At 41.3% G+C, this 25,277-nt stretch carries 21 protein-coding genes and 7 tRNA genes; 17 read left to right on the top strand and 11 right to left on the bottom strand.

Going from position 1 to position 25,277, the window contains the following annotated elements:
* Positions 1 to 215: 215 nt before the first annotated feature.
* The 10 genes from AN214_RS12775 (at position 216) to rlmM (ending at position 9,349) form a co-directional block, all read left to right on the top strand.
* Positions 216 to 3,008, top strand: coding sequence for a monovalent cation/H+ antiporter subunit A (locus AN214_RS12775; protein ID WP_054980075.1), 2,793 nt, complete (start codon positions 216 to 218; stop codon positions 3,006 to 3,008).
* On the top strand, positions 3,008 to 3,349 hold the full coding sequence (locus AN214_RS12780) for a Na+/H+ antiporter subunit C (RefSeq protein ID WP_010559796.1): 342 nt from the start codon (positions 3,008 to 3,010) through the stop codon (positions 3,347 to 3,349). Before AN214_RS12775 ends, AN214_RS12780 begins: the two co-directional genes overlap by 1 nt.
* 5 nt (positions 3,350 to 3,354) lie before the next feature.
* Positions 3,355 to 4,857: a monovalent cation/H+ antiporter subunit D gene (locus AN214_RS12785; protein WP_082428567.1), complete on the top strand. Its 1,503-nt coding sequence runs from the start codon at positions 3,355 to 3,357 to the stop codon at positions 4,855 to 4,857.
* Position 4,858: 1 nt separating this feature from the next.
* The gene (locus AN214_RS12790; protein WP_054980076.1) at positions 4,859 to 5,395 is read left to right on the top strand and encodes a Na+/H+ antiporter subunit E; all 537 of its coding nucleotides are present in this window, start codon (positions 4,859 to 4,861) and stop codon (positions 5,393 to 5,395) included.
* Positions 5,389 to 5,658: a K+/H+ antiporter subunit F gene (locus AN214_RS12795; protein ID WP_010559799.1), complete on the top strand. Its 270-nt coding sequence runs from the start codon at positions 5,389 to 5,391 to the stop codon at positions 5,656 to 5,658. Before AN214_RS12790 ends, AN214_RS12795 begins: the two co-directional genes overlap by 7 nt.
* Before the next feature lie 2 nt (positions 5,659 to 5,660).
* Entirely contained in the window at positions 5,661 to 5,993 is a 333-nt protein-coding gene (locus tag AN214_RS12800; RefSeq protein WP_082428568.1) for a Na+/H+ antiporter subunit G, read from the top strand.
* A gap of 365 nt (positions 5,994 to 6,358) precedes the next feature.
* On the top strand, positions 6,359 to 7,270 hold the full coding sequence (locus AN214_RS12805) for a transcriptional regulator GcvA (RefSeq protein WP_010559801.1): 912 nt from the start codon (positions 6,359 to 6,361) through the stop codon (positions 7,268 to 7,270).
* Positions 7,263 to 7,877: an alpha/beta family hydrolase gene (locus AN214_RS12810; protein ID WP_054980078.1), complete on the top strand. Its 615-nt coding sequence runs from the start codon at positions 7,263 to 7,265 to the stop codon at positions 7,875 to 7,877. Before AN214_RS12805 ends, AN214_RS12810 begins: the two co-directional genes overlap by 8 nt.
* Positions 7,874 to 8,254 (top strand): DUF423 domain-containing protein, encoded by a 381-nt coding sequence (locus AN214_RS12815; protein ID WP_054980079.1) that lies wholly within the window; start codon positions 7,874 to 7,876, stop codon positions 8,252 to 8,254. The genes AN214_RS12810 and AN214_RS12815 overlap by 4 nt, the downstream gene beginning before the upstream one ends.
* A gap of 9 nt (positions 8,255 to 8,263) precedes the next feature.
* Positions 8,264 to 9,349: a 23S rRNA (cytidine(2498)-2'-O)-methyltransferase RlmM gene (rlmM, locus tag AN214_RS12820; protein WP_054980080.1), complete on the top strand. Its 1,086-nt coding sequence runs from the start codon at positions 8,264 to 8,266 to the stop codon at positions 9,347 to 9,349.
* A 63-nt stretch (positions 9,350 to 9,412) separates the two neighbouring features.
* On the opposite strand, the gene cysZ is transcribed toward rlmM, so the two are convergent.
* Positions 9,413 to 10,141, bottom strand: a complete 729-nt coding sequence (cysZ, locus tag AN214_RS12825; RefSeq protein WP_054980081.1) for a sulfate transporter CysZ — start codon at positions 10,139 to 10,141, stop codon at positions 9,413 to 9,415.
* Positions 10,142 to 10,307: 166 nt separating this feature from the next.
* On the opposite strand from cysZ, the gene AN214_RS12830 reads away from it, so the two are divergent.
* The 5 genes from AN214_RS12830 (at position 10,308) to AN214_RS12850 (ending at position 17,496) form a co-directional block, all read left to right on the top strand.
* The gene (locus AN214_RS12830; protein ID WP_054980082.1) at positions 10,308 to 13,730 is read left to right on the top strand and encodes an AAA family ATPase; all 3,423 of its coding nucleotides are present in this window, start codon (positions 10,308 to 10,310) and stop codon (positions 13,728 to 13,730) included.
* A 128-nt stretch (positions 13,731 to 13,858) separates the two neighbouring features.
* Complete coding sequence (gene zipA / locus AN214_RS12835; RefSeq protein ID WP_054980083.1) at positions 13,859 to 14,584, top strand: cell division protein ZipA; 726 nt, start codon at positions 13,859 to 13,861, stop codon at positions 14,582 to 14,584.
* A 69-nt stretch (positions 14,585 to 14,653) separates the two neighbouring features.
* On the top strand, positions 14,654 to 16,666 hold the full coding sequence (gene ligA / locus AN214_RS12840; protein ID WP_152960765.1) for an NAD-dependent DNA ligase LigA: 2,013 nt from the start codon (positions 14,654 to 14,656) through the stop codon (positions 16,664 to 16,666).
* A gap of 3 nt (positions 16,667 to 16,669) precedes the next feature.
* Positions 16,670 to 17,014 (top strand): DUF3392 family protein, encoded by a 345-nt coding sequence (locus AN214_RS12845; protein ID WP_054980084.1) that lies wholly within the window; start codon positions 16,670 to 16,672, stop codon positions 17,012 to 17,014.
* A complete protein-coding gene (locus AN214_RS12850; RefSeq protein WP_054980085.1) occupies positions 17,011 to 17,496 on the top strand; it encodes a DUF2919 domain-containing protein in 486 nt (161 codons plus the stop codon). Before AN214_RS12845 ends, AN214_RS12850 begins: the two co-directional genes overlap by 4 nt.
* Positions 17,497 to 17,548: 52 nt before the next feature.
* On the opposite strand, the gene AN214_RS12855 is transcribed toward AN214_RS12850, so the two are convergent.
* From AN214_RS12855 to AN214_RS12900, 10 genes are all read right to left on the bottom strand, one after another.
* Positions 17,549 to 18,817, bottom strand: coding sequence for a M56 family metallopeptidase (locus AN214_RS12855; protein WP_082428569.1), 1,269 nt, complete (start codon positions 18,815 to 18,817; stop codon positions 17,549 to 17,551).
* Complete coding sequence (locus AN214_RS12860) at positions 18,807 to 19,187, bottom strand: BlaI/MecI/CopY family transcriptional regulator (RefSeq protein WP_054980087.1); 381 nt, start codon at positions 19,185 to 19,187, stop codon at positions 18,807 to 18,809. The genes AN214_RS12855 and AN214_RS12860 overlap by 11 nt, the downstream gene beginning before the upstream one ends.
* Before the next feature lie 105 nt (positions 19,188 to 19,292).
* Positions 19,293 to 20,912 (bottom strand): response regulator, encoded by a 1,620-nt coding sequence (locus tag AN214_RS12865; RefSeq protein ID WP_054980088.1) that lies wholly within the window; start codon positions 20,910 to 20,912, stop codon positions 19,293 to 19,295.
* 127 nt (positions 20,913 to 21,039) lie between these two features.
* Positions 21,040 to 21,115: transfer RNA gene (locus tag AN214_RS12870), tRNA-Val, on the bottom strand.
* Between the two features lie 17 nt (positions 21,116 to 21,132).
* A tRNA-Val gene (locus AN214_RS12875) sits at positions 21,133 to 21,208 on the bottom strand.
* Between the two features lie 20 nt (positions 21,209 to 21,228).
* Positions 21,229 to 21,304: transfer RNA gene (locus tag AN214_RS12880), tRNA-Val, on the bottom strand.
* 22 nt (positions 21,305 to 21,326) lie between these two features.
* A tRNA-Val gene (locus AN214_RS12885) sits at positions 21,327 to 21,402 on the bottom strand.
* A 19-nt stretch (positions 21,403 to 21,421) separates the two neighbouring features.
* A tRNA-Val gene (locus AN214_RS12890) sits at positions 21,422 to 21,497 on the bottom strand.
* A gap of 19 nt (positions 21,498 to 21,516) precedes the next feature.
* A tRNA-Val gene (locus tag AN214_RS12895) sits at positions 21,517 to 21,592 on the bottom strand.
* A gap of 242 nt (positions 21,593 to 21,834) precedes the next feature.
* Entirely contained in the window at positions 21,835 to 22,842 is a 1,008-nt protein-coding gene (locus AN214_RS12900; protein ID WP_054980089.1) for an alpha/beta hydrolase, read from the bottom strand.
* Between the two features lie 114 nt (positions 22,843 to 22,956).
* Here AN214_RS12900 and AN214_RS12905 point away from each other — a divergent pair, with 114 nt between their 5' ends.
* Positions 22,957 to 24,888 (top strand): winged helix-turn-helix domain-containing protein, encoded by a 1,932-nt coding sequence (locus AN214_RS12905; protein ID WP_054980090.1) that lies wholly within the window; start codon positions 22,957 to 22,959, stop codon positions 24,886 to 24,888.
* 203 nt (positions 24,889 to 25,091) lie between these two features.
* A tRNA-Ala gene (locus AN214_RS12910) sits at positions 25,092 to 25,167 on the top strand.
* The last annotated feature ends 110 nt before the right edge of the window (positions 25,168 to 25,277 follow it).

Genomic DNA, 25,277 nt, shown 5'->3' on the forward strand with positions numbered 1-25,277 from the left:
TTTATTTAGTATTTACACTATATTTATTAAAATTGCGAAATGGCTTGTTTTGTGTTCAATTACATACGCTTAATCTAGACATGGCAGGCGTTTTTAACGTATAAATATAAAAATGTATGCATAGCGCAATCACGCGCGGCTACGCAACTTACTTGCTAGCATAACTCACGCTTTAACCTTGTTGTAAAAATGGGGAAAAGCCAAAGGATAAAACTATGTCATTAATGTGGATACCTGTGTTATCCCTATTAGGCAGCTTATTTGCAGCGACGACGAATAAACTTTCGCGTACCTACGCTGCATTATCAATTGCAATATTTCCGGTTGTAGCGCTTGCCATTGTTCTTTATCACACATCAGCAGTGCTTGATGGCAATGTGCTAAGAGAAAGTGTGCAATGGATCCCGCTGCTTGGAATTAATCTCAGTTTTCGACTTGATGGATTAGCGCTTCTTTTCTGCCTAATGATTTTAGGCATTGGTTTGCTAATTATTTTGTATGCGCGTTACTACCTCAGTAGTAAAGACAATATGGCGCGTTTCTATACTTTTCTAATGCTGTTTATGACGGCAATGCTTGGCATTGTGTTGTCCAACAACGTCATTCAAATGTGGGTGTTCTGGGAGCTTACCAGTATTAGCTCATTTTTATTAATCAGCTATTGGTGGCATACATCCGAAGCGCGTCAAGGCGCGCGCATGGCACTTACCATTACTGGTGGCGGTGGTTTAGCCTTGCTTGCAGGTCTGATCTTAGTCGGTAATATTGTTGGCAGTTACAATCTTGATGATATTTTAAATAACGGCCACATAATTAAAGAACACGCGCTTTATCCTGTTACATTAATCTTGATTCTTCTGGGCGCCTTTACCAAGTCTGCTCAGTTCCCATTCCACTTTTGGTTGCCACATGCGATGGCCGCACCGACTCCGGTAAGTGCGTATTTACACTCGGCGACTATGGTAAAAGCAGGTATCTTTTTACTTGCGCGTTTTTATCCAGCGCTATCAGGTACTGAACTGTGGTTTGCTATTGTCACTTTGACCGGTTTGGCGACCTTAATTGTCGGTGCTTACGTTGCGTTATTTAAACATGACTTAAAAGGTTTATTGGCGTATTCAACGATTTCGCACTTAGGTTTAATTACATTATTACTCGGTTTAGATACTGAAATGGCAGCAGTTGCTGCGATTTTTCATATTATCAACCATGCAATTTTTAAAGCGTCACTGTTTATGGCAACCGGTATTATCGACCATGAAACTGGCTCTCGCGATATGCGAAAGCTTAATGGCCTATGGAAGTATTTACCTTATACAGCAACGCTTGCCATGGTTGCAGCAGCGTCAATGGCGGGTGTGCCACTGCTAAATGGTTTCTTATCAAAAGAGATGTTCTTTGCTGAAACTCTGCATCAACACGTGCTTGGCTCGATGTCTTGGCTTATTCCAGTACTAGCAACTTTAGCCGGTGCGTTTTCGGTGGCGTATTCAATGCGCTTTATTCACGACGTATTCTTTAACGGCGAGCCAGTTGGTATTAGCAAAGAGATTCATGAACCGCCGCGCTATATGCGCGTTCCGGTAGAAGTACTTGTGGCACTGTGTATTATTGTTGGTATGTTCCCGAACTTTGTTGTTGATTCGCTTCTGGCGAGTGCATCGCTAGCGGTGATTGGCGACGGTAGTTTGCCACAATACAGTTTAGCAATTTGGCATGGTTTGAATTTACCACTGCTTATGAGTTTCCTTGCTGTAACCATTGGTTTACTGATTTACTGGCAACGAAAATATTTATTCCAATTTAACGCGTCATTGCCCGATGTGGACCCTAAATCGGCATTTTTAAATGCGCTAGATAGCATTGCGACAGTGTCTGAAAAAATAATGTACCGCATGGAAACTGGTTCACTGCAGCGTTACATTGCTTGGTTGCTGGTAACGGTGTTAGTGTTTGCAGGTATACCACTATTTGACATGTTGGAACTGGCAGGTGACCAAACGCCGCAACCAATCGATCCGCATAATGTGATTGGTGCAGGCTTACTTATTGTTGGTGCGGTTGCCACTGTAATTTGCCACCGCTCACGTATGACCTCGTTATTAATGATTTCGATTGTAGGCTTAATGGTATCGGTAGCGTTTACGCGTTTTTCTGCGCCTGATTTAGCACTGACGCAGTTAACGGTAGAAGTAGTGACAATTGTACTGCTGATGTTGGCACTGTTTTTCTTGCCACATCGCACACCAAAAGAGTCAACGTCGCTGCGTCTTGTGCGTGATGTGGGTATCGCATCGGCGGTAGGTGTGATCATTGGTTCTATCTGTTATGCAATTATGACCCGTCCGCTTAATTCAATTTCACAGTTCTTCGTTGAAAACGCGAAAACCGGCGGCGGTGGTACTAATGTTGTAAACGTGATTTTGGTTGATTTCCGTGGTTTTGATACCTTAGGCGAAATTACCGTGTTAGGTATCGCAGCGTTGGGTATCTACAAATTGTTACTTAATTTACCGCTCTTTATGCCAGCAAGTGATGGCGAAGGGCGTCCGTGGGCGATTGAGCGTTACCCAATGCTACTTGCCAGCATTTCTCAAGCATTATTGCCATTAGCACTTATGGTAAGTGTGTATATTTTCTTACGCGGTCATAACTTACCAGGTGGTGGTTTTATCGCTGGTCTGATTACGGCGATTGCCATGATTTTACAATACATTGCACGTGGTTCTGATTGGATCTATGAGCGACTGGATATTAATTACCGTAAGATTATTGCATTCGGTATTGCGATTGCTTTTGTAACGGGTATTGGTAGTTGGTTCTTCGACAGACCATTCCTGACGTCTTGGTTCGATTACTTTGATATTCCGTTTATCGGCAAAATTGAACTAGCAAGTGCGATTGCATTTGATTTAGGTGTTTATTTAACTGTAGTAGGTGCAACCTTAATGATTCTAGCAAGCCTAGGTAAACTCACATTAGCTAGCCAACCGAAGGAGGCAAAATAATGGAAGTACTCTATGCAACGTGCGTTGGGGTGTTATTTGCCTGCGGTGTATTTTTAATTTTACGTGGCAGAACCTTTCCAGTGGTGTTAGGGCTTACTATGATGTCGTACGGCGTTAACCTGTTTCTTTTTGCATCAGGTCGAATTCACAGTAACAAGGCTGCGGTATTAGGTGAATCAGCGCAATATGCTGATCCTCTGCCACAAGCGCTGGTACTAACGGCCATTGTAATTGGCTTTGCGATGACGGCATTTGTGGTGATTCTTGCCATACGTGCACGCGCAGATTTAGGGCATGACCATGTACATGCGCGTTTCCCGAAGATTAAAGGCAAGGAGTAGTATACGTGCCACATTTTGTATCTTTGCCCGTTTTAGTGCCGATGCTGGCTGGTATTTTATTATTACTACCACCATCGGGGAAAAACTTACAAGCGCGACGCATTGTTTCAAGCATCATGGCACTGCTTACTCTCGTAGTAAGCGGTTATATGCTCAACAATGCGCTGTCAGGGGAAATATTTGTTTATGCTATCGGTAACTGGCAAGCGCCTTTTGGCATTGTATTAGTTGCCGATGTGATGTCATCTCTGTTAGTGACACTGACTTCGTTTCTTGCGTTGATTTGTGTACTTTATTCACTGTGTGGTGATGATGAAGCTGGTAGCTTTTTCCACCCACTATTACATTTCTTATTGTTAGGTGTGAACGGTGCATTTTTAACGGGCGACTTATTTAACCTCTTCGTATTCTTTGAAGTCTTACTGATTTCATCGTACGCATTACTGATGCACAGCTCTGATAAACACAAAACACAATCTGCGTTACATTACGTGGTTTTAAACTTGGTAGGCTCAAGTGTGTTCTTGGTTGCGCTCGGTATTTTATACGGTGTGTTAGGTACCTTGAATATTGCAGATATGGCTGCAAAAGCGGCGCTGTTATCGGGCGATGACCGAGCACTGTTAAATATTGGTGGTATGCTGTTACTTATCGTGTTTGCTTTAAAAGCGGCCGTGATCCCATTGCAGTTTTGGCTGCCAGCAACTTATGCATCGGCACTGCCCGTGGTTGCTGCGTTATTTGCGATTATGACCAAAGTTGGTATTTACGCGATTATTCGTGTTTATCCAACAATTTTTGTTGACCCAACTGATGCAAGCACCCATATCGCACAAATGTGGTTATGGCCTGCGGCAATTATCACATTAGTTATCGGTATTTTGGGCGTACTTGCCAGTAAAGATCTGCGTATGATTGTAGCAAATCTTGTTATTGTCTCGATAGGGACCTTAATCGCTGCTGTTGCATTTAATACGCCAGGCGCGATTGCAGCAGCACTGTATTATTTAGTGCATTCAACACTGGTTACAGCTGGCTTATTTTTACTAGCAGATGTGATTGGTAAACAGCGCGGTAAAGTAGGTGTACGTCTTGTACCAGCCAAACCAATTGGGCAACCTATTTTATTGGGTACCAGCTTTATTGTGTTTGTACTTGCTGTGGTTGGTATGCCACCGTTTTCAGGATTTATTGGTAAAGTCTGGCTATTACAAGAAGCCTTTAAAGTTGATAAAGCAGCGTGGTTCTGGGCAGTTTATCTGGTGGTGTCTCTACTTGTACTGGTAACGCTTACACGCGCGGGTTCGCAACTGTTCTGGCGTCATAACGGGCAAGAGCCGTCAGAGACAAAGGCAACGAGTTGTCAGTTAGTGGGCGTAATCAGCTTACTGCTTTGCTCGCCACTATTAAGTATTTTTGCAGGGCCGATCAGCGAAATTACTACGCTTGCTGCAACACAAGTATTCGATACCCTTGGCTTGCAACAAGCTGTATTAGGAGGCAAGTAAGATGCGTTTTGAAGCTCGCTTTAGTCTTTTTCCAACACCATTTCGAAGCATTTTATTGTTTTTCGTCTGGTTACTGCTTAATAACAGCTATTCGCTCGGGCATATCGTGTTAGGAGCCATTCTAGCTACAGTGATCCCACTTGCAACGCTACGCTTTCGTGAACCTCAGCCGCTGATTATGCGCAAGTGGCTTGCGTTTAAGCACTTTTTATTGGTGTTATACGATATTGTTACCGCCAATGTGCAAGTAGCGTTTTTGATTTTAGGGCCAATTAAAAAATTGCGTCCGGCGTTTGTAAAAGTACCGCTTGATTTGACCCATGAAATGCCAATTACCATATTAGCGAGCACCGTTTCCTTAACACCGGGTACTGTGAGTGCAGAGGTATACCCATTTCCTGAGTCGTTAGAAGAGGGTGAAGAAGTGACGCAGCGTTATTTGCTTATTCATGTTCTTGACTTAGATGACGAAGCAGAACTAATTGCGACGATTAAAAGCCGTTATGAAGCACCGCTTAAGGAGATTTTTCAATGTTAAGCACCGTTATATTAATTGTATCGGCAATGATTGGCGTATCACTGTTACTTAACTTATGGCGCCTAATACTCGGACCATCTGTGCCAGATCGCATCTTAGCGCTTGATACCATGTATATAAACAGTATTGCGCTTATTGTATTGTACGGCATTAAAGTGGCGTCAGAGCTTTATTTTGAAGCAGCATTATTGATTGCCATGCTCGGGTTTGTCAGTACGGTGGCAATTTGTAAGTTTCTTTTACGCGGCGATATTATAGAGTAATTATTATGGCAGAGATTATTGTTTCACTACTGTTGCTATTAGGCGGCGTGTTTATTCTAATCGGTTCAATTGGTATGAACCGTATGCCGGACTTCTTTATGCGTTTACATGGTCCAACTAAGGCAACTACGTTAGGCATGGCGGGTGTGCTGATTGCTTCTATTGTTTATTTTAGTGCAATCGTTAATGAGCCAAGCGCGAAAGAAATTTTGATATCGATCTTTTTATTGATTACTGCACCAATCAGCGGCTATATGCTGATTAAAACTGCAATTCACCACAGATTAAAAGCTCATAAAGGCACCAAGGGTGTAGAAAACATCGAAGAAGATTAACACCTTTACATGCAAGGCATTAAAAAAGACGCATTATGCGTCTTTTTTATTGGGCAGATTAAACGTGAATAATGCACGTTTTAATTGTTTGAGTTTCAGCAGCAAGTTATTCGCAGTGTAACGCTTATTTTATGCTGCTAAAAATCACTAAGTTTGCTTAAATTAAACAAACTCAATTTATGCATCTGGGTTGCATAAATATCTAAGTTCTAAAATGCTACTTAAATGATTGAGGGGGAAAACTATAATTTGGTTGGCAGTTTTTCCTCTCGGAGCAAATAATAACCAAGTTGTTTGCCTTTTAAAAACGATGATTTATAATGCATTCAGATAAAAAAAACTAATGAATACGTCATCAGGTTGTCATGTCGAGAAGATTGCCCCCGCTAAACTCACTCAAAGCGTTTGAAGCAGCCGCCCGTAATTTAAGCTTTACCAAAGCAGCAGACGAGCTTTTTGTTACGCAAGCCGCTGTAAGTCATCAAATTAAAACCTTAGAAGAACACCTAGGCTTAAAATTATTTTTAAGGCGAAATCGCTCACTGTTACTAACAGAAGAAGGGCAGGCATATTTTCTCGATATTAAAGAAATATTCACTCAATTGGTTGATGCAACAGAAAAACTATTGGCGCGCGGCGCAAAAGGGTCGGTTGCAGTAAGTTTAACCCCGAGTTTTGCGATTCAATGGTTGGTACCACGGTTGCAAGCGTTTAACGAGTTGCATCCGGAGATTGATATTCGTATTAAAGCGCAAGATTTAGACGAAAACTCGTTAACTGATGATGTTGATGTGGCGATTTATTATGGTCGCGGTCATTGGAGTGGCGTACAAAGTCACAAACTTCATACTGAATACTTAGTGCCATTATGCAGCCCATTATTGTTAAACGGGCCCAAGCCGCTGGCAGAGCCAAACGACTTACAACACCATACATTGCTTCATGATATGACACGTAAACCTTGGAAAAGTTGGTTCAAAACGTTGGGCGTTGCTAATTCGCGGGTAAATCAGGGGCCTATTTTTAGTCACTCTTCAATGGTATTGCAAGCCGCGGTACACGGGCAAGGTATAGCTCTGGTAAACAGTGTTTTAGCCAAGCCAGAAATCGATTCTGGGCGATTAATAGTGCCATTTAGCCATCACTTAGAAAGTAAAAATGCCTTTTATTTAGTGCTGAGAGAATCGCAGTCTGAATTAGGTAAAATCGTGGCATTTAAAGAGTGGATGCTCAGCATGGTAGAAAAAGAACAGATTGAGGCAGGTTTTAATGATTAATTGGGTAAATGCAGATAAACCCATTGCGCAATTGATTTTGGCGCACGGTGCTGGTGCAGGCATGGATTCAGATTTTATGGTCACCATGGCCAACAATTTAGCGAAATTAGGCGTCACAGTTGGCTTATTTGATTTTGAGTATATGCAGCAAGCCAAATTAGAGGGCAAAAAACGCCCGCCGCAACGTGCGCCAAAACTATTAGCCTATTTTGAAAGCATACTTGCAGAGGTTGATGCTAACTTACCTTTATTTATTGGCGGTAAGTCAATGGGCGGACGAATGGCATCAATGTTGGCGTGTGAACAAAGCGTCAAGGGCGTTGTTGCTTTTGGTTACCCATTTCATCCACCGGGCAAGCCAGAGAAGCTTCGAATCGAACATTTTCCTGATCTCAAAGCGCCACTTGCAATAATTCAAGGTGAGCGTGATACTTTTGGTAAAAAAGATGAGGTAGAAAGTTATCCAGTATGCGATAATGTGCACACTTTTTGGATCCCTGATGGGGATCATTCATTAGTACCACGAAAAGCGAGTGGTTTAACCCAACTGCAAAATTGGCAAACAGCAGCCGAAATTGCATCTCAGTTTATCGCAAAACAACTATGAACAGGTTTAGCTTAGCAGCAGGTGGCATTTTTTGTGCCCTCGCCGTGATGTTAGGTGCGTTTGCAGCACATGGATTAAAATCAATAATCAGCCCAGCAATGATAGCGGTGTTTCAAACCGGTGTTGATTATCAGTTTATTCACGGTTTAGCGTTAATCTTGTTTGGATTGCTGGGAAACAGCGGGTACAAATTAAAGTGGGCCAGTATTTTTGCCATTGTAGGCATTGTGTTTTTTAGTGGCAGTCTATACTTGTTGGCAACAACGGGTATAAAGATTTTTGGCCCAATAACGCCACTTGGTGGCGTGTGTTTTATTGTGAGTTGGTTACTGTTTACCGTTTCGGTTATTAAGCATAAACCAGCTCAAGTTAAATAAGTGAGAGAAATGTCTGCGATTGTAATTTATTGTCGTCCGGGTTTTGAAAACGATTGTGCCGCCGAAATAAGCCACCATGCAGCACTGCGTGAAATTGGTGGATTTGTAAAAGCAAAAGATAACAGCGGTTATATCACCTTTAACTGCTACGACCCGTTAGAAGCCGAAGTAGTTGTGCGTAAGCTGCCATTTAAAGAAATGGTATTCGCGCGTCAGTGGTTTGTTGGTCAACTGGTTGATAAAATGCCGATAGAAGACCGCGTTTCAGCTATTAGCGAGGCGGTTAGCGAGTTTCCACTGTGTGGTGAGTTACGGGTAGAAACACCAGACACCAACGATGGAAAAGAGCTGCAAAAGTTTTGTAAAAAACTATCCGTTCCACTACGTAAATCGTTAGTGGCGCAAGAAACCTTACTTGCTAATGAAGTGAAAAACCGTCCTGTTTTACACGTAATGTTTTTATCAAATAGCGCTGCATACGTTGGTTTTTCTTACAGCTATAACAATTCACCGTTTTATATGGGTATTCCACGTCTGCGTATGCCAAAAGATGCGCCAAGCCGCTCAACGCTTAAACTTGATGAAGCGTTTCACGTATTTGTGCCAAAAGATGAGCATGAGTCACGTTTGCAACCGGGTATGCGTGGTGTTGATTTAGGTGCTTGCCCAGGCGGTTGGACGTATCAATTAGTACGCCGTGGCATGATGGTACAAGCAATTGATAATGGCCCTATGGCAGAGTCATTAATGGAAACAGGCCAAGTTAAACATAAGCGTGAAGATGGCTTTAAATTCCGTCCAGATAAACGCAATATTGATTGGCTAGTATGCGATATGGTTGAAAAACCAATTAAGGTCGCTAACTTAATGATTGATTGGGCGGTAAACGGCTTTGTAAAAGAGCAAATCTTTAACTTAAAGCTGCCAATGAAAAAACGTTTTGACGCGGTTTATCAGTGTTTAAACTTAATTCATGAAGAGCTGACTAAGTACAACATCAAGTATGAACTGCAAGCAAAGCAGCTCTACCATGACCGTGAAGAAATCACCGTACATATTCAAATCTTAAAAGTACCGCAAAACGTTTATAGTTAATCGCTACGGGTACTTAAATCAAAAAAGGCTGCAATTGCAGCCTTTTTTACTGAGCGCTATATGCTACGCGCGGTAATTGATGCGATAGTTTTCAACAAATAAACGTGTTGCACCACATACGGCTACCGGCATTACAATTAAGTTAACGATTGGCACCATACTAAAAATCAATACTGCACTGCCAAAACCGTAACTTAAGCCTTGTTTTTGCTTTAAGTGCTGGCGTGCTTCAGCAAACGGTATTTTGTGATTATCAAACGGGTAATCAATGTATTGCACGGCAAACATCCAGGCGCTAAACAAAAACCACATCACTTGACCAAACACCGGAATAAACAACAGTAAAATTAAAAACAACAAGGCTTTTGGTAAGTAGTACATCAGTTTTGCCAATTCACGGCCAAGCATACGTGGTACGTCTTTAAGTAAATCAGCTAAACCATCGTCGTTAACGCGTTGCCCTGTTAAATACAGCTCGACCTTTTCACTCAATAAGCCGTTAAATGGTGCGGCGATAAAGTTAGTGATAACCGTAAATACCATGGAGTAGATAAACAACACCAGCAACAGTGCGATAGGCCATATTATAAACTCTAACCAAGACAAAAAGTCTGGCAGGTAGCCATTGACGTAGTTAACCCCTTGCTCTATCCAGCCAATAATAAAAAACAATGAGCTACCAAATAGCACCAAGTTAATCAGTAATGGGATCAGCACAAAGCGTTTTAACCCTTTTTGGCTGATTAAACTAAAGCCCGATAAAAAGTATTCAAACCCTTTTCCTAACTGCATGGAAAACTCCAATAAAACAATAACTCACCTTAGCGATTATAATAAGCCGTATACTGCCTTTAAACCAGATTTTGTTGTTAAGCGTTACAAGTTGTTTCAATTAGGGTAAATCTGATAAAGTTGGACTCTAATTTTCTTACTATTTAGACAATCAAATAAGAATAAAATGCGTCTAGCCTCAATTAAGCTCGCGGGTTTCAAATCGTTTGTAGAGCCAAGTAAAATTCCATTTCCTGATCAAATGACCTGTGTCGTTGGTCCAAATGGTTGTGGCAAATCAAACGTCATCGATGCTGTGCGATGGGTATTAGGCGAAAGCTCGGCTAAAAACCTGCGCGGTGATGCCATGACAGACGTCATTTTTAATGGCTCAACAGAGCGTAAACCAGTTTCACAAGCGTCTGTTGAATTATTATTTGATAATACTGAAGGACGTTTACCCGGCACGCTTGCGTCACGTAACCAAATAGCCATTAAACGCTTGGTTACCCGTGAAGGCGTATCACAATACTATTTAAATGGTGAAAAATGCCGTAAACGCGATATCACGGATATTTTCTTGGGTACCGGACTTGGTCCGCGCAGCTATGCGATTATCGAGCAGGGCATGATCTCGCGCTTAATTGAAAGTAAGCCACAGGATCTACGCATCTTTTTAGAAGAAGCGGCTGGCGTTTCAAAATACAAAGAAAGACGACGAGAAACACAAACGCGCTTAAACAGTACACGTGATAACCTAGAGCGTTTGCTTGATTTACGCACCGAACTCGAAAATCAACTCAATGTACTAACAGAACAAGCGGAAAAAGCGCGTACTTACACCACGGCTAAAGCCAAAGAGCGTACCCTAAAAGCGCAAATATACGTGCTTAAATGGCAAGCGCTGCAACAAAAACTACTCGAAAGCGAAGACAAGCTGGCGCAAATTAATGAGCAAATCGCATTTCTTAGCGAAGCGCACAGCGGTCATGATGATGTTATCTCGGCATTAAAATTAGCAATCGAACAAGCAAACGACATGGTTAATGATGCGCAGCATCAAGAATATCAGCTGCGCAATAAGTTGGCACGTGACGAACAAGACAAAGTGCATAAGCAAAGCCAAAAAACTCAGCTAAGCCAACGCATCGCGCAGTTACAAACACAGTATCAGCAAATCCAGCAAGAGCAGCAGCAAACAAAGCAACAGTTTGATGACATTAGCGAACAAGTTGCGTTTTCAAACGAAGCACTTGAAAGTACCGCAGAACAGTTAGAAATCAGCTTACACAAATACGAAGAACAAAAAGTACAGCAAGAAACCAGTTATAGCGCTTATCAAGCATCCTTGCTGGAAAACCAAACGATTATAAAAGAGCAAACTGAGCAGCAAAAAGCACTGTCTGCATTAAATGTTAAATACGCGCAACTGTCAGAGCAAAAAAGCGCTTGCCAGCAGCGCCAAAGCCAACTGAAATCAGAGCGTGAAACACTTGATCAGCAACTGGAAGCTATTGATTTAACACAAGCAAAAACCCTCGTACAACAAGCCGAAGCTGAATGTGAAAGCGCAAATATTCAGTTACAACAAGCGCAAGATGTGCTTGCTCAAAAACATACTGCAGCGAGACAAAGCGAGCAAACCTGTAATGATTTAGCAGCAAAACAAGCGGCGCTTTTAACGGTTGTAGGCGAAAACACACAGAGCCAGTCAGGCTTGCCGACGCTTGTCTCTAAGCTTAGTGTCGATAAATCTTGGCAAGTGGCAGTTGAAGCAAGTTTGTTTAGTTTAAGCCATGCGCATGTTAGCTTGCAGTTCGATAACGAATGCAAAACACCCAGTATTTGGCCGCAAACAAGCCATTGCGCAAATGGATCACTGGCTGAGAAAATCACCAACGGGCCTATCCCACAATACTTTAATGCGATTGCTGCTGTTGAAAATATCGATACGTTAGAAGATGATTTTTGGTCAGGGCCATTTTTATTTGCAGTGGATCAGCGCGGCGATTTACGCGGCGCTAACTGGTGTATTCCCTGTAAGTTTGATAGTGAAAGTTCACACATCGTAAAACACCAGTTATTAAAAGACATAGAAAAAGAGATACCCGCTGCACAAAGTGAACTCGAAAGTGCGCAAAAAGCGCTTACTGCAGAGCAAAAAGAGGTTGATGAGTTGCGTGTTGTTGCAACACAAAAGCAACACGCGTTTTCATCATTGATGCAATCGCTCACACAAAAACAAGCAGAACATAATTTTGCTAGCGAACGTTTAGCCGCTATTGCGTTGCAATGTGATGAAACACAAAATGAGCTAGCGGCACTGGCAGCTAAACTTGACGCTGCAAGTAACGAACAGGCGCCGCTAACGCTGCAATTAACTAAAGCCGAAACACGCCTCAGTGATTTAAAACAGCAGCAAGAATCCTTAGAAGCGGATTATCATAATGCCAAACTGGTTACTAGGCAGCTTCAAAATGCCTATGAAAATGAGAAAAATCAGCACCATAAGCAACAATTAAATTTAGAGAGTGTAAAAAACCAAGTAGCCTTATGTGAATCAAAATTAGGCCAGTTTTCATCACGCTTTAGTGAGCTTAATGAGCAACTCGAAGAAGCAAAGTTTACACTTGAAGATATTCAACTGCCGCTGGTTGAACTTGACGAGGCGATTGCAGAACAGCACCTTATGCTTGAGACGCTTATCGAGCAAAAATCGCAAAAGCAGCACAATCTAGATGATGCGAAAGAGAAATTAAAGCAAGCCGAGTCGGGCATAGGTACTGAGCAGCAAAAGCTCGATAACCTGAAACAACAAAGACAAAATATTATACTTGAACAACAAGGTTTTCAGTTGAAATCGGAAGCGGCACTGTCACCACTTGCAGAATTAAACACACAGTTAATAGACGTGATTGCTGCGCTTCCTGAAGATGCCAAACTTAATAGTTTACAAAGCCAATTGAGCAAAGTCTCGAGCGATATTGCTGGATTAGGTGCAATTAACCTAGCGGCGATAGAAGAGTTTGATAAAGCATTTGAGCGTAAAAATTACCTTGACCAACAATACGATGATCTAATCAGCGCGCTTGATACACTAGAAACGGCAATCGTTAAAATAGACCGAGAAACCAAACAGCGCTTTAAAGCCACATTTGATCAAGTGAACAATGGCTTGCAGAACTTATTTCCAAAAGTATTTGGCGGTGGTTCAGCGTATTTAGAGCTGACATCAGACGATTTACTTGAAACGGGGGTGGCAATCATGGCACGTCCTCCGGGTAAGAAAAATGCGACGATTCATTTACTCAGTGGCGGCGAAAAAGCATTGACGGCGTTATCCCTAGTTTTTTCAATTTTCCAACTAAACCCCGCACCATTTTGTATGTTAGATGAGGTAGATGCGCCGCTCGATGATGCCAACGTTGGGCGTTTTTGTCGTTTAGTGGAAGAAATGTCACAAGACGTGCAATTTGTGTATATTAGTCACAATAAAATCGCCATGGAAATGGCCGCGCGCTTAACCGGTGTCACCATGGCTGAGCCAGGTGTTTCACGTGTGGTTGCGGTGGATATTGAAAAAGCACTAGAAATGTCAGAATCCGCTTAGCTTTTGGTATAAATTATCAGCAACTAGTCTTATCTGTGCACTTTGCATAAGATAAGCGGTTGAAATTAAGTGCCGCTTGCTTAATAATTTTGTAAATCGGAAAAAAATATAAATTTAAGGGTACTTGAATGAGTGACGAACTAAGGTGGGTGTTAATTATTGGTGGTGCGTTAGTAATTGGCGGCGTACTGCTTCATGGCCTTTGGTCAATCCGTAAAAATGACAGCCGCACACTTGTTCAAGAACCAAGTGCCGCTCCAGATAAAAAAGAAGCAGCACCCGAAAGCGAAAAAGCATCTGTGGTTGAACCACAAATGAGCGCAAAGCTAAATGTGAACGATGAACCAGAATTAGGCGATTTATCGATTAGCATTGATGACGATGAGCCAAGCACACAAGTCAGTGACGAGCCAGAACAGGCGCCTGAAGGCAAAACAGCGGTTCAAGACTACATCATCATTCATATTCAAACGGAAGAAGGCTTGCCGATGCAAGGCTCTTCGCTACTGCCGTTATTACTTACATTAGGTTTTAAGTATTCAGAGGACGGCTTCTTTAATCGTCATGAAGATGCATCAGGCCAGGGCCCAGTGCTATTTCGTTTAGCAAATATGTTTAACCCAGGCACGTTCGATATTGATAATATGGAACAGCTTCAAACTGAAGGCGTAAGCTTGTTTATGACACTGCCTTGTGCAGGTGACAGTTTACCGTCGTTTAATATGCTTCACAGCGCGGCTAAGAAAATTGCCGATGAGTTTAGCGCGACAATTCTCGACCATAACCGCGAAGAGCTGGATGTTGCCACTGTTAGGCAATATGTTGAAAAAATCAGAGAATTTGACGAACTGTAACGTCACAACCAGATTTAAACAAAAGCCACCCTTGCGGTGGCTTTTTTAACGAATATAGAGGAAGTCTCCGTGAGCGCGGCTGAACAAATAAACCAACTTAAAGCACAAATTGAAAATTACAATTATCAATACTATGTGCTAGATAATCCGACGGTACCGGACGCTGAGTATGACCGTTTAATGCGTGAGCTGATTGCGTTAGAAGAGGCAAATCCAGCGCTTAAATCAGCAGATTCGCCAAGTCAGAAAGTCGGCGGTATGGCGCTTGCTGCATTTGAAAAAGTAAACCATGAAGTACCGATGTTGTCGCTTGATAATGCGTTTGATGAAAGTGAGTTTTACGTATTTGATAAACGTATGAAAGACAGACTAAAAGATGCTAGTGATTTAGCGTTTTGTTGTGAGCCAAAGCTCGACGGTTTAGCCGTGTCTATCTTGTATGAAAACGGTGTATTAGTGCGTGCTGCAACACGTGGTGATGGTCAAGTTGGCGAGAACATTACCGAAAATGTGAAAACTATTCGCAACGTGCCGTTACGTTTGCGTGGTGAGTCAATTCCAGCGCGTTTAGAAGTACGCGGAGAAGTGTTTATTGACGATAAAGGGTTTGCCAAACTTAACCAAACGCAACAACAAAAAGGGGATAAAACCTTTGCTAACCCGCGTAATGCGGCTGCAGGTAGTTTACGTCAATTAGACCCTAAAATTACCGCATCTCGCCCACTGATGCTTTATGCCTATAGCACAGGCGTAGTTGAAGGGTTTGAGCTGGCAGCAACCCATTATGAGCAATTAATGCAGCTAAAAGAGTGGGGCTTACCAGTATGCCCTGAGATTCGCACTGCAGACAATGCCAAAGACGCCTTTGCCTATTATTCAGATATTCTCGCTCGTCGTGCCGCGCTAGGCTATGAAATTGACGGCGTAGTCATCAAAGTTAACGATAAAGCGATTCAGCAAACTTTAGGTTTTGTCGCCCGCGCGCCGCGTTGGGCAATAGCTTGTAAGTTTCCAGCGCAGGAAGAATTAACCACTTTATTAGATGTTGAATTTCAAGTAGGCCGCACCGGCGCAATTACGCCAGTTGCACGCTTGGAGCCTGTTTATGTTGGCGGTGTAACAGTATCTAACGCCACCTTACATAATGCCGATGAAATTGAACGCCTAGGCGTACACATTGGTGATACTGTGATTATTCGCCGCGCAGGTGATGTGATCCCGCAAGTTGCAAGTGTCGTGCTTGAGCGCCGTCCAGAAAATAGCAAAGAAATTGTATTTCCGGTAGCGTGCCCTGTGTGTGAATCGCATGTTGAACGTATTGATGGTGAAGCTGTCGCGCGTTGTAGCGGTGGCTTGGTATGTGAAGCGCAGCGTAAAGAAGCGATTAAGCATTTTGCTTCACGTAAAGCGCTCGATGTGGATGGCTTAGGAGATAAAGTAGTGGAGCAGTTAGTTGATCGCAAGCTGATCCAAACACCAGCTGACTTATTTAGTTTAAGCCAAGGCCATATTGAGTCGCTTGAGCGTATGGGGCCAAAGTCGGCCGAGAATTTAGTTGCGGCACTTGAAAAAGCCAAACAAACTACACTTGCTAAGTTTTTATATTCACTCGGTATTCGCGAAGTGGGTGAGGCGACAGCGCAAAATTTGGCGAATCATTACAAAACCCTTGATGCATTACAAAACGCCTCAATAGAGGGCTTGCAGGACGTTTCAGATGTAGGTGAGATTGTTGCTAAGCACGTTTATTATTTCTTTAAAGAAGAACATAACCAAGAGGTAATTGACGCATTAATCGCTGCTGGCTTGCACTGGCCAGATATCGAAGGAAAGTCACAAGATGAAACGCCGTTGGATGGTTTAACTTATGTGCTAACAGGCACACTTAATCAAATGGGGCGCAGTGAAGCAAAAGCTAAACTTCAAGCACTCGGTGCAAAAGTGTCGGGCAGTGTCTCCGCTAAAACACACGCTTTAGTCGCTGGTGAAAAAGCAGGTTCTAAGCTCACTAAAGCACAAGATTTAGGCATTGAAATCTTAACTGAAGACGATATGTTAGCGTTATTTGCAAAGTACGAGTAATCCATGTCTGAATTCGTGAATATGCTTAGTTCATTCAATAGCCAAGTTGCGACTTGGCTTGCACCGTATTTGAGTCAAATAGTATTGATAGCGCTTATTTGTTTAACGTCGGTGTATGGCGCGAGTTTAAATAAAGCGGTAAAACGATTAATCGGTCAGCAAAACTTTGTTGCGCGTACGTTCGTATTCATTTTAGTAACGGGTGTTGGTATCGGTAGTTTAATTGTATTTGTTAGCCCTTATTTGGTAAGCATGATTAAACAAATTGATCGCAGTTATTTACCGTTAACCGTATTGCTGTTGTTTGTAGTGCTAGGTGTGTTAGCTGATAGGAAAAATCAAGTATGACACGCTTTGGCCCAGAATATTGGGACAAAAACGGTTACTTTAGAGCACCAATCGGCTTTGTGCTAGTGTTAGTGCTCCTTTTAAGGCCGTATATTTTATGGCTCTTTGCAGCAGCATCACGACGTGAAGATTTAAACCTAATGGCAATTTTCTACCCGCAAAAACAACAATTTTTTGTTGCACTTGCTATCGCTGGGCTTAGCATCATAGTCACGTTTTGCTATTTGTTTAGGCGCCCCAATGCCATGCAGTGGCCCAAATATATTTGGCGCTACGCACGCTTGTTATTGCTTGCTAATGTGGTGATGGATTTAACCTGGTCACTACTACAAGCAAAAAGCCAGTATTACAGCTTCTCAATCGGTTTAGCAGTGCAACTGGTGTTACTCAGTTGGGCAGGACTTTATTTACTTAAAAGTCGTTATTTAAGCGTTTATTTTAATGAGTGGCCTGAGCCAGAGACGAAGGAAGAGGGGAAATAGTAGCATCTAATCTGCTACTATTTCTTATATGATATTTACACTAATAGGGTGTTTATAATGGCACTGAAAGATCAAGTTGAGTAACTGGCGGGTTATTTATCATGGCTCTTGATGGTGTCACCTCAAGAGATATTAGATTATCTATTCTCACCTCAGCGGTGTTTCCAAATAAAACTTCAAGTTTCGGCGTTGCAACTACTTCTCCATTTATAGACATTGAAATATCAATCAATGCAGTTTGTTTTAAATCTTTAATTGTATATTTAAAGTTCGTATTTAATTCATCATTCACCACAAGTGAAACGGGTTTATCAAAATCTGATAGAACGTCTGTTGACTGCGTATAAATACTGTCTTCTTCAGCTTGATAAGTTGTTTTAATTTTTAAAGCAACGCCTTGCCTTGGCTGTTGAACGCTTTCAGCTTTTCCAACTTGAGCGAGTACTAGTGTTGATGTGAGTATGCTGGTGACGAGCGCCATTAGGCCAATAATTGATTTTTGTAGTTTGGTTAACATTTTCTTCTCCTTTAAGTAGATTAATCGAGTGATCCCTTGGTGTTTTGAATTAACTAAAGTGGCATTAAAAGCAAATGATTCTGGCTTTTGGTAGTGCTTAATAAGTTGTGCCAAGCCTAATAAATATTCATTAGCTTCAAAGTTCAATGCTGTTTTTTCATCGCAGCGTTGTTCGATAGCGAGTTTTGTTTGTTGAACTAGTTTTCTAACGAATGGGTTCCAGAAAAAGAAATAAGAAATTAAGCCACTAGTGAATACATGAATATGATCACGATATGCAATATGAGTTAATTCATGATTTATTGTTAATTCAAGTAAGTCCCGTTCCTTTAAACCTCTTTCAATCAATATGATAGGTTTTAAAAAGCCTACTAATAAACCTGGGTTTTGTTGTTCAGTGCGATAAATAGGGTGTCCAAAATCTTCAGAAAGTACTTCATCTTTTACGCACAGTGCACGTATAGAATTACTCCATAGAATAAACTTTAGTGCTTTATAGGCTGCTGTTAGCGCACCAATAACTAACAAAAGCTGATAGTAGTCAAGTAGAGATAAGCTGTGATCGTATATATAGCTATTGGCATTTGAAATTGCGTTGCTGGTTTGCGTACTCAGTATGATGAATGTGTTGTTGGCATTTAAATTACTCATCCAGTTAACTAACAGATCATAAGGTATGCACCATGAAATTAACGCAGCAAACAAAAGCGGTACGGCGACTCTTGCTGATAAATTACAATAGCGATGTATTAGCAGAGCTGAAATAGAGAACAGCAGATTAATCAATATATAATTAATCATCATTAAGTTCCTTTTTGCGTTTGGCTAAAATACTTTCCAAATATTCAATTTCTTGCTTATTTAATGTTTCTTGCTCAACGATGTGCGCTGCTAACTCTGATGGCTTGCCACCAAAAATGCGGTCGATAAGTGATTTCACAATTGGTTTTTTTGTTACTTTTGGTTCTGCAACCGCTGTGTAGAAAACAGTACGTCCTTCTTTGCTCGTGCGCCTTAACGCTCCTTTTTGTTCTAAACGATCAATGAGTGTCTTGACTGTCGAATAAGAAACGGGCTTTATTTTCTCTATTACTTTATGAACTTGAGGTGCTGAATTTTCACCATGTTGCCAAAAAACTTGGAGAACTTGTGACTCTGACTCAGATAATTTCATTTTAAATCTCTACATTTGTAGTCTTAATATCTACAAATGTAGAGGTTGATGCTGAGTTTGTCAATAATGTGAAACTTAAATATAAATTAGAAGTGCGAAGTGTAGTTAAATAACGCTGTTTATCATCGGTTTTAATTTATCGAGTCTAGCCTGTTGCTCTGCGTCGAGTTTGGCGTTATTTATAGTGTCCATACAGCGAGAAATCATAGCTTTATTAAGACTTTGGCTGCCTGGGTGTTTCGTATCTAACATCACCTGTAGCAAGTTTAATGCGATGTTGGCGTTTTTTGGCATAATGCGAAACGCTTGAGTAAAGTAATTAAGCGCTTCTTCGTATTTGCCTTTTTCGTAGCTATGCACCGCATTATTGTTTAATTCTTTTGGTGAATGGCGAATTTCATCACGTTCTTGTTGCTCTTGTTTTAGATAGGCGTTCAGAGCTGCGTTATCGCTTTGGTATTTGCCACAATGCTCGGTTAACTTGGCAAACAATTGATTCGCTTTGTGGTGCATGCCTAACTCATGAAACGCTTTGGCTTTATCGAGAGTATCATCTACTGAGCGGATGATAGGCTGGTCTTCAAGTTGCTCAACGAGCGCAATGGCTTTTGAGCGTTCATCTTTTAAATAGTGTATACGCGCATTGATCACATCAATCTGTTCTTGTGCTTTGCTGTCGGGGAACTGTTTGCGTAATTCAGATAAACACTCGTTACTTTGTCGGGTGAGGCGATTTACGATATCGGCTTGGTCGAGCGTGAGGGCATAGTCAATACCTGCGCGGGCCAAATTAAGGTATATGTCCGGCTTATCGTGCATTGAGTGCTTAGCGTATTTCACAAGCTCTTTATTAACGCGGAAATGCTTTTCATGATCGTGATTGAATTTGCTTAAAATAATCAGATCTTCTTGGCGTTCAATATTGCGCGGCGCTAGCTTAGAGGCCAGCGACAAATAATGTTGCGCTTGTTGATAGTTTTCTAAAAACAGCTCTAACTTACCCAGTAAATGATACCCCACTAAGCGGGTTTCAGGTTTGGTTAGCATAACCTCTAAGATATTTTTAGCTTGGGTAAATTCACTGTTTTGAATGTAGGCTTCAACTAAACCAACACGTGCCCACGTAAATTTTTGAATATTCAGCACAGATTTAAAGAAGTCGATGGCTTCTGCGGTGCGTTTTAAACGCAGTAATAGTTCACCTCGGAGTTTTAATAAAATAGGGGATAGGTGGTTTTTGCTGCTGTCTGCCAGCATTTCATTAACGTAGCGTAGTGCTTTTGAGTCATTGCCAACATCAATAAAATCGTAAATTTGCGCCAGTGCTTGTTTGCGCTTTAATAGCTTAACAATGCGCTCACCAAATACTTTCAATGAAAAAGGCTTTGCTAAAAAATCATCTGGTTGAAGCTCAATAACACTGTGTACTAAGCTAGTGTCGGTTTCTGCACTAATAAAAATGAAGCCACAAATGTTTTTAATTAAACGCTTGGTTTTTAGTTCTTCATATAGTTGGTAGCCGTCTTTGAGTTTACCAAGGTTAAATGAGCATAAAACCAAATTAAAGGTATGCTCTTGGCAAAGACCCAACGCCATTTTTGCATTTTCAGCAATTGAAATATCACTGAAGCCTAAGCTTTCGAGCGATTGTTTCATATAGCTTAATGCCAATGGTTGATCATCTATGAGTAAGATACTGGATTCGTATAAACGTTTATTTTTCATCGCATTTCTATCTGCGCGGTCATAGTTAAACTATATAAAACAGTGGCAATAGTAGCAATAAATTAACGTTGAAATAGTGAATTAGTTTTGATTTTAAAGGATTTTTTAATAAGAGGTAGGTTCAATATGGTGGGTCGTACTGGACTTGAACCAGTGACCCTCGCCTTGTAAGGGCGATGCTCTCCCAACTGAGCTAACGACCCATATTGATATTCTATAATGGTGGGTCGTACTGGACTTGAACCAGTGACCCTCGCCTTGTAAGGGCGATGCTCTCCCAACTGAGCTAACGACCCATTATAGATTTTTAATTTAGTGGTGGGTCGTACTGGACTTGAACCAGTGACCCTCGCCTTGTAAGGGCGATGCTCTCCCAACTGAGCTAACGACCCGCTAAATTATAGTGTTTTGCAATGGTGGGTCGTACTGGACTTGAACCAGTGACCCTCGCCTTGTAAGGGCGATGCTCTCCCAACTGAGCTAACGACCCATGCAAAACTGTGACTAAATGGTGGGTCGTACTGGACTTGAACCAGTGACCCTCGCCTTGTAAGGGCGATGCTCTCCCAACTGAGCTAACGACCCCAAATAGTCATTTCTAAAGTGGTGGGTCGTACTGGACTTGAACCAGTGACCCTCGCCTTGTAAGGGCGATGCTCTCCCAACTGAGCTAACGACCCGCTTTAGAATCACAACACATTGCTGCGTTGTTGTGGGGCGCTATTATAGATTTAGTTCAACTATAGTCAATACTTGTTTTCACAAAAATGTGTTAAGTGGCCTTAAAATGAACAACTTGGATAAATGTCAAACGCCTTGAGTGCTTTTAGAGCAAGTGCTAGCGCTTAAATGACGTTTTTGGTCTGTTTTTTGTACGCCTAACGCGTGAAATTCTATTGGCACTCGACAAAAAAGTGAGTTTTTACTGCGACCGCGATGAATTTATTAGTTTAGCTGCGCTTTGGTAGCCTTCTTTTTCAAGATATTGCGCGATTTCTGTTATTGATTCTGCTGCACTTGAGTAATGAGCAATTAAATAATCATAGATTTTGGTGACTTCTTGGCCATTATTATTTACTGCGAAATAGGCGAGTAAGCGAATAAGGTCATCTTTGCTGGGTAATACTTGAAAACCGAACTCCTTTTGTAGCGCACTATAGTGTGCGAGTAACGGCGCTAATCCAGCAGTTTTTGTTTCATAACTGGCTTGCCAGTGTGAAAAGCGTGTTTGAAATGCGTTTACTAGGGCGATTACCTTACTCGATTGGTGGCTATATTGAGGGTATTTCTCGCTGGAAAGCGACAAAGATGGATGTTTTTCTAACATAGTAACCAACGAATTAAATGGTTGTTGCATATGTTCGCCTTCATTTGCAATGCTTAAAAACAGGTGTGCTTGTAACTCTTTAACGGACTGAGCAAGTGAAACAATATAGCCATCGTCAAGTGAAGGACTGAAGACAAAGTAGTCATTAAATAGTGGGCTTTTTGTTAAAAACTGTTCCATCGCAAAGCGTCCCGCATTTGAATGGCCGATTAATATTGAATAATTCGCGGTGCGGTAATTGTTCTTTATATAGGGAATTAGCTCATGGGTGAAGTGTTGCTTAAACAAGTGTGCTTTTTCATTAATGTTAGTGTTATTTAGTTGCAATTGCGCACCTTTGCCAATGACTTGCACAATTATAAACTCGGGTATTTCATTTTTTAATGTATCGCTGATCGAATGAACAAGCGTAAAATCCCATTGCCCATGCAATACGTAAATTACTGGGTAGGACTGGTTCGGGCGTGTGCCATATGATGTGGGAACACTTACCTTAAAAGTAACCTGTGTATTTAGGGCTTTTGAGGTGAACGATACGTTATTCACTTCTGCAAAAGTGCTCATGCTTAAAAGCAAATGAAAAAAATAAAGCGCAGTTTTCATTAGGTTGTCCTTGTGTGTTAAAGTCGAACAACTTTGTCAGTTGAACAAAAAAACACAAGGATTCAGGCCATTAGAATAGCTTAAGTTTTACTTAGGGCTGGGCAGCACCGTATTATGTACGATTCTAAGCAATACAGTTATTATACCTTTCAGTTTGATTTTTCTCGCTGTGAGGTTGTTACAACAAGTGGAATATGTGAACTCGAACCTAAAGTAATGGCTGTACTTGATTTGCTTTATCATAATCAAGGCAAGGTAATAAGCAGCGAGGATATTTTTAACCAGGTGTGGTCGGGGCGAGTTTTTAACGCTAGCTTAATACAAAGAGCCATTGCACTTATTCGCAAAGCCCTTAATGAACAAGCCGCAACAGCGAACTATTTAATTACTTATCCTAAAAAAGGCTACTGTTTAAAAGAAGATACTGCGAAAATCAATAAACCCCGTGTAAAACCATTCATTTTGGCAATTGTTGTTTTAGTTTTTTTTGTTTTAGGTATTGTCACTCATCTATATAAAAGACAACATTCAGAGCTACCGCAATTCACATCATTAGCACCACTGACACACAAACAACAGAATGCGTTTGCGTTTTCACAAAATAGAAGTGCCAATGAAATGCTATTTGTTAAAAAGAGTGACTTAGGATCAGCGTTATGGTTAAAAAGTGGCGTGAATGAAAGTGAAATTCTTAATACGCCGCAAAAAATAACCCATACATTTTGGTTTAATGGCCAACCTGCATTTACGACGCGCAACAATCATCAAGGCACCGATGTTTTTGTGTTAAATCATTTGGGTCAAGTCAATCAACTATTTAGTGTTGAGCATTTAATAAATGTGGCGCCTAAAAGTGCTGGGCAGCGCATTTATATTGCTCATTTGAATCAAATAACCGTATTTGATGATAAAGCTGCTAAGTTGCACATATTTTCGGTACTCGAAAATGCGAAAGGTGTGATTGGTTTTTCAATCTCGCAAGATCTAGAAAAGGTTGCCGTATTGACCGATGAAGGGCAAATGCGCAAAGCGGTTTCAATTATAAATGTTAAAACGAAAAAGAAAGACCGTATTTTTCAAGATGTGGGTAACTACACATCACTTGATTGGCATCGAAGCGGCTTACAACTATTGTTAGCCAAGAATACCCAACTTATGCGTTTGGATGTTGAACGTGGCAAAACTGAAGTATTGCCATATGCAACGAACAAAACGATTACCCAAGCGCAGTTTGATAAACACGGTGACGCAATTTTAATTGAGCACACACATTTAAATGTAGTGCTTGCGCTTAAATCAGTTAACGAAAACTCTACTACTTTTAAAAGAATTGATTTGGCTGGTGCGAATTTAATGCCAATATCAAATAGCAGTGGGGATATACTTTTTTCATCAGACTTCTCTGGTGAGCAGGCGCTGTATCGATCTCGCAATAATGAGTTGGCGGTTCTAGCCGAGCTTAATAAAGGTCAGCATTTAAACGGTTTTACCTGGTTATCTGATAACGGAACGTTTATCTACTCGTTAGGCAAGCAATTAGTTATTAATAATGGTAGCTCGGTAAAACAAATACACTCGCTTTCGCATTCAGTGTTTATTAGGCAATTTTTACCTCAACAAAACACACTATTGGTTCACCAGTTGATTAATGGAAAAACGTACCCTAGTGCACTTTCATTAGATACATTTGAGCCTACTCTGTTGTCTAATGAGCAAGCGAGTTGTGTTACGGGTGATGATAATGGCAATATTTACTTTGTTGAAAATAACAACACCATTAAACAGCGAAATAAAGATGGGCGAGTCAATACACTTTTAACGACTACTGATAATACGGTGGACGATCTTTTTAGTGATGGTGAAGATTTGTTTGCAAGTATTAAAAGAGCAGAAGGCTACACCGTAATTCGGATAGACCCAGATACAGCAAAGTTTGAGACAATATCGATAGATGCAGGCGCGATATTGGCAGGTGTAGAAAAACAAGGGAAATTTTGGTTTTATCAGGATATTGCCGTTAAATCGACTTTGATGCGACTACACTAGCTTCAATTATATGTATAAATATTGATAGCTAGGCTGTTGAAACAGGTCGAAAAATCATATTTCTGGTGAACAAGTACGCATCTTGATTAAAAATGGTGCGAACAATGCACTATGCTTAAAAAAATGTTGACTTTGTTTTGCTAGCTCCATAAAATGCGCCCCGTCTTCAGCGATACACGAGTTATCTTTTGAAGGTGCAGTTTGGGGCTATAGCTCAGCTGGGAGAGCGCCTCGCTGGCAGCGAGGAGGTCTGCGGTTCGATCCCGCATAGCTCCACCAATAACTCTTATGGTTTGAGTATAAATAACCAGTCCTAGTGACAACACCATGTTGTCCCCTTCGTCTAGAGGCCTAGGACACCGCCCTTTCACGGCGGTAACAGGGGTTCG

It is taken from the genome of Pseudoalteromonas sp. P1-9 (assembly GCF_001399975.1).
GTDB lineage: Bacteria > Pseudomonadota > Gammaproteobacteria > Enterobacterales > Alteromonadaceae > Pseudoalteromonas.

Bases quoted from the DNA above. Each gene is read 5' to 3' on its own strand.
- AN214_RS12775 (WP_054980075.1), top strand. From the start codon at position 216: ATGTCATTAATGTGGATACCTGTGTTATCCCTATTAGGCAGCTTATTT.
- AN214_RS12780 (WP_010559796.1), top strand. From the start codon at position 3,008: ATGGAAGTACTCTATGCAACGTGCGTTGGGGTGTTATTTGCCTGCGGT.
- AN214_RS12790 (WP_054980076.1), top strand. From the start codon at position 4,859: ATGCGTTTTGAAGCTCGCTTTAGTCTTTTTCCAACACCATTTCGAAGC.
- AN214_RS12795 (WP_010559799.1), top strand. From the start codon at position 5,389: ATGTTAAGCACCGTTATATTAATTGTATCGGCAATGATTGGCGTATCA.
- AN214_RS12805 (WP_010559801.1), top strand. From the start codon at position 6,359: ATGTCGAGAAGATTGCCCCCGCTAAACTCACTCAAAGCGTTTGAAGCA.
- AN214_RS12810 (WP_054980078.1), top strand. From the start codon at position 7,263: ATGATTAATTGGGTAAATGCAGATAAACCCATTGCGCAATTGATTTTG.
- AN214_RS12815 (WP_054980079.1), top strand. From the start codon at position 7,874: ATGAACAGGTTTAGCTTAGCAGCAGGTGGCATTTTTTGTGCCCTCGCC.
- rlmM (WP_054980080.1), top strand. From the start codon at position 8,264: ATGTCTGCGATTGTAATTTATTGTCGTCCGGGTTTTGAAAACGATTGT.
- cysZ (WP_054980081.1), bottom strand. From the start codon at position 10,141: ATGCAGTTAGGAAAAGGGTTTGAATACTTTTTATCGGGCTTTAGTTTA.
- AN214_RS12830 (WP_054980082.1), top strand. From the start codon at position 10,308: ATGCGTCTAGCCTCAATTAAGCTCGCGGGTTTCAAATCGTTTGTAGAG.
- zipA (WP_054980083.1), top strand. From the start codon at position 13,859: ATGAGTGACGAACTAAGGTGGGTGTTAATTATTGGTGGTGCGTTAGTA.
- AN214_RS12845 (WP_054980084.1), top strand. From the start codon at position 16,670: ATGTCTGAATTCGTGAATATGCTTAGTTCATTCAATAGCCAAGTTGCG.
- AN214_RS12850 (WP_054980085.1), top strand. From the start codon at position 17,011: ATGACACGCTTTGGCCCAGAATATTGGGACAAAAACGGTTACTTTAGA.
- AN214_RS12855 (WP_082428569.1), bottom strand. From the start codon at position 18,817: ATGATGATTAATTATATATTGATTAATCTGCTGTTCTCTATTTCAGCT.
- AN214_RS12860 (WP_054980087.1), bottom strand. From the start codon at position 19,187: ATGAAATTATCTGAGTCAGAGTCACAAGTTCTCCAAGTTTTTTGGCAA.
- AN214_RS12865 (WP_054980088.1), bottom strand. From the start codon at position 20,912: ATGAAAAATAAACGTTTATACGAATCCAGTATCTTACTCATAGATGAT.
- AN214_RS12900 (WP_054980089.1), bottom strand. From the start codon at position 22,842: ATGAAAACTGCGCTTTATTTTTTTCATTTGCTTTTAAGCATGAGCACT.
- AN214_RS12905 (WP_054980090.1), top strand. From the start codon at position 22,957: ATGTACGATTCTAAGCAATACAGTTATTATACCTTTCAGTTTGATTTT.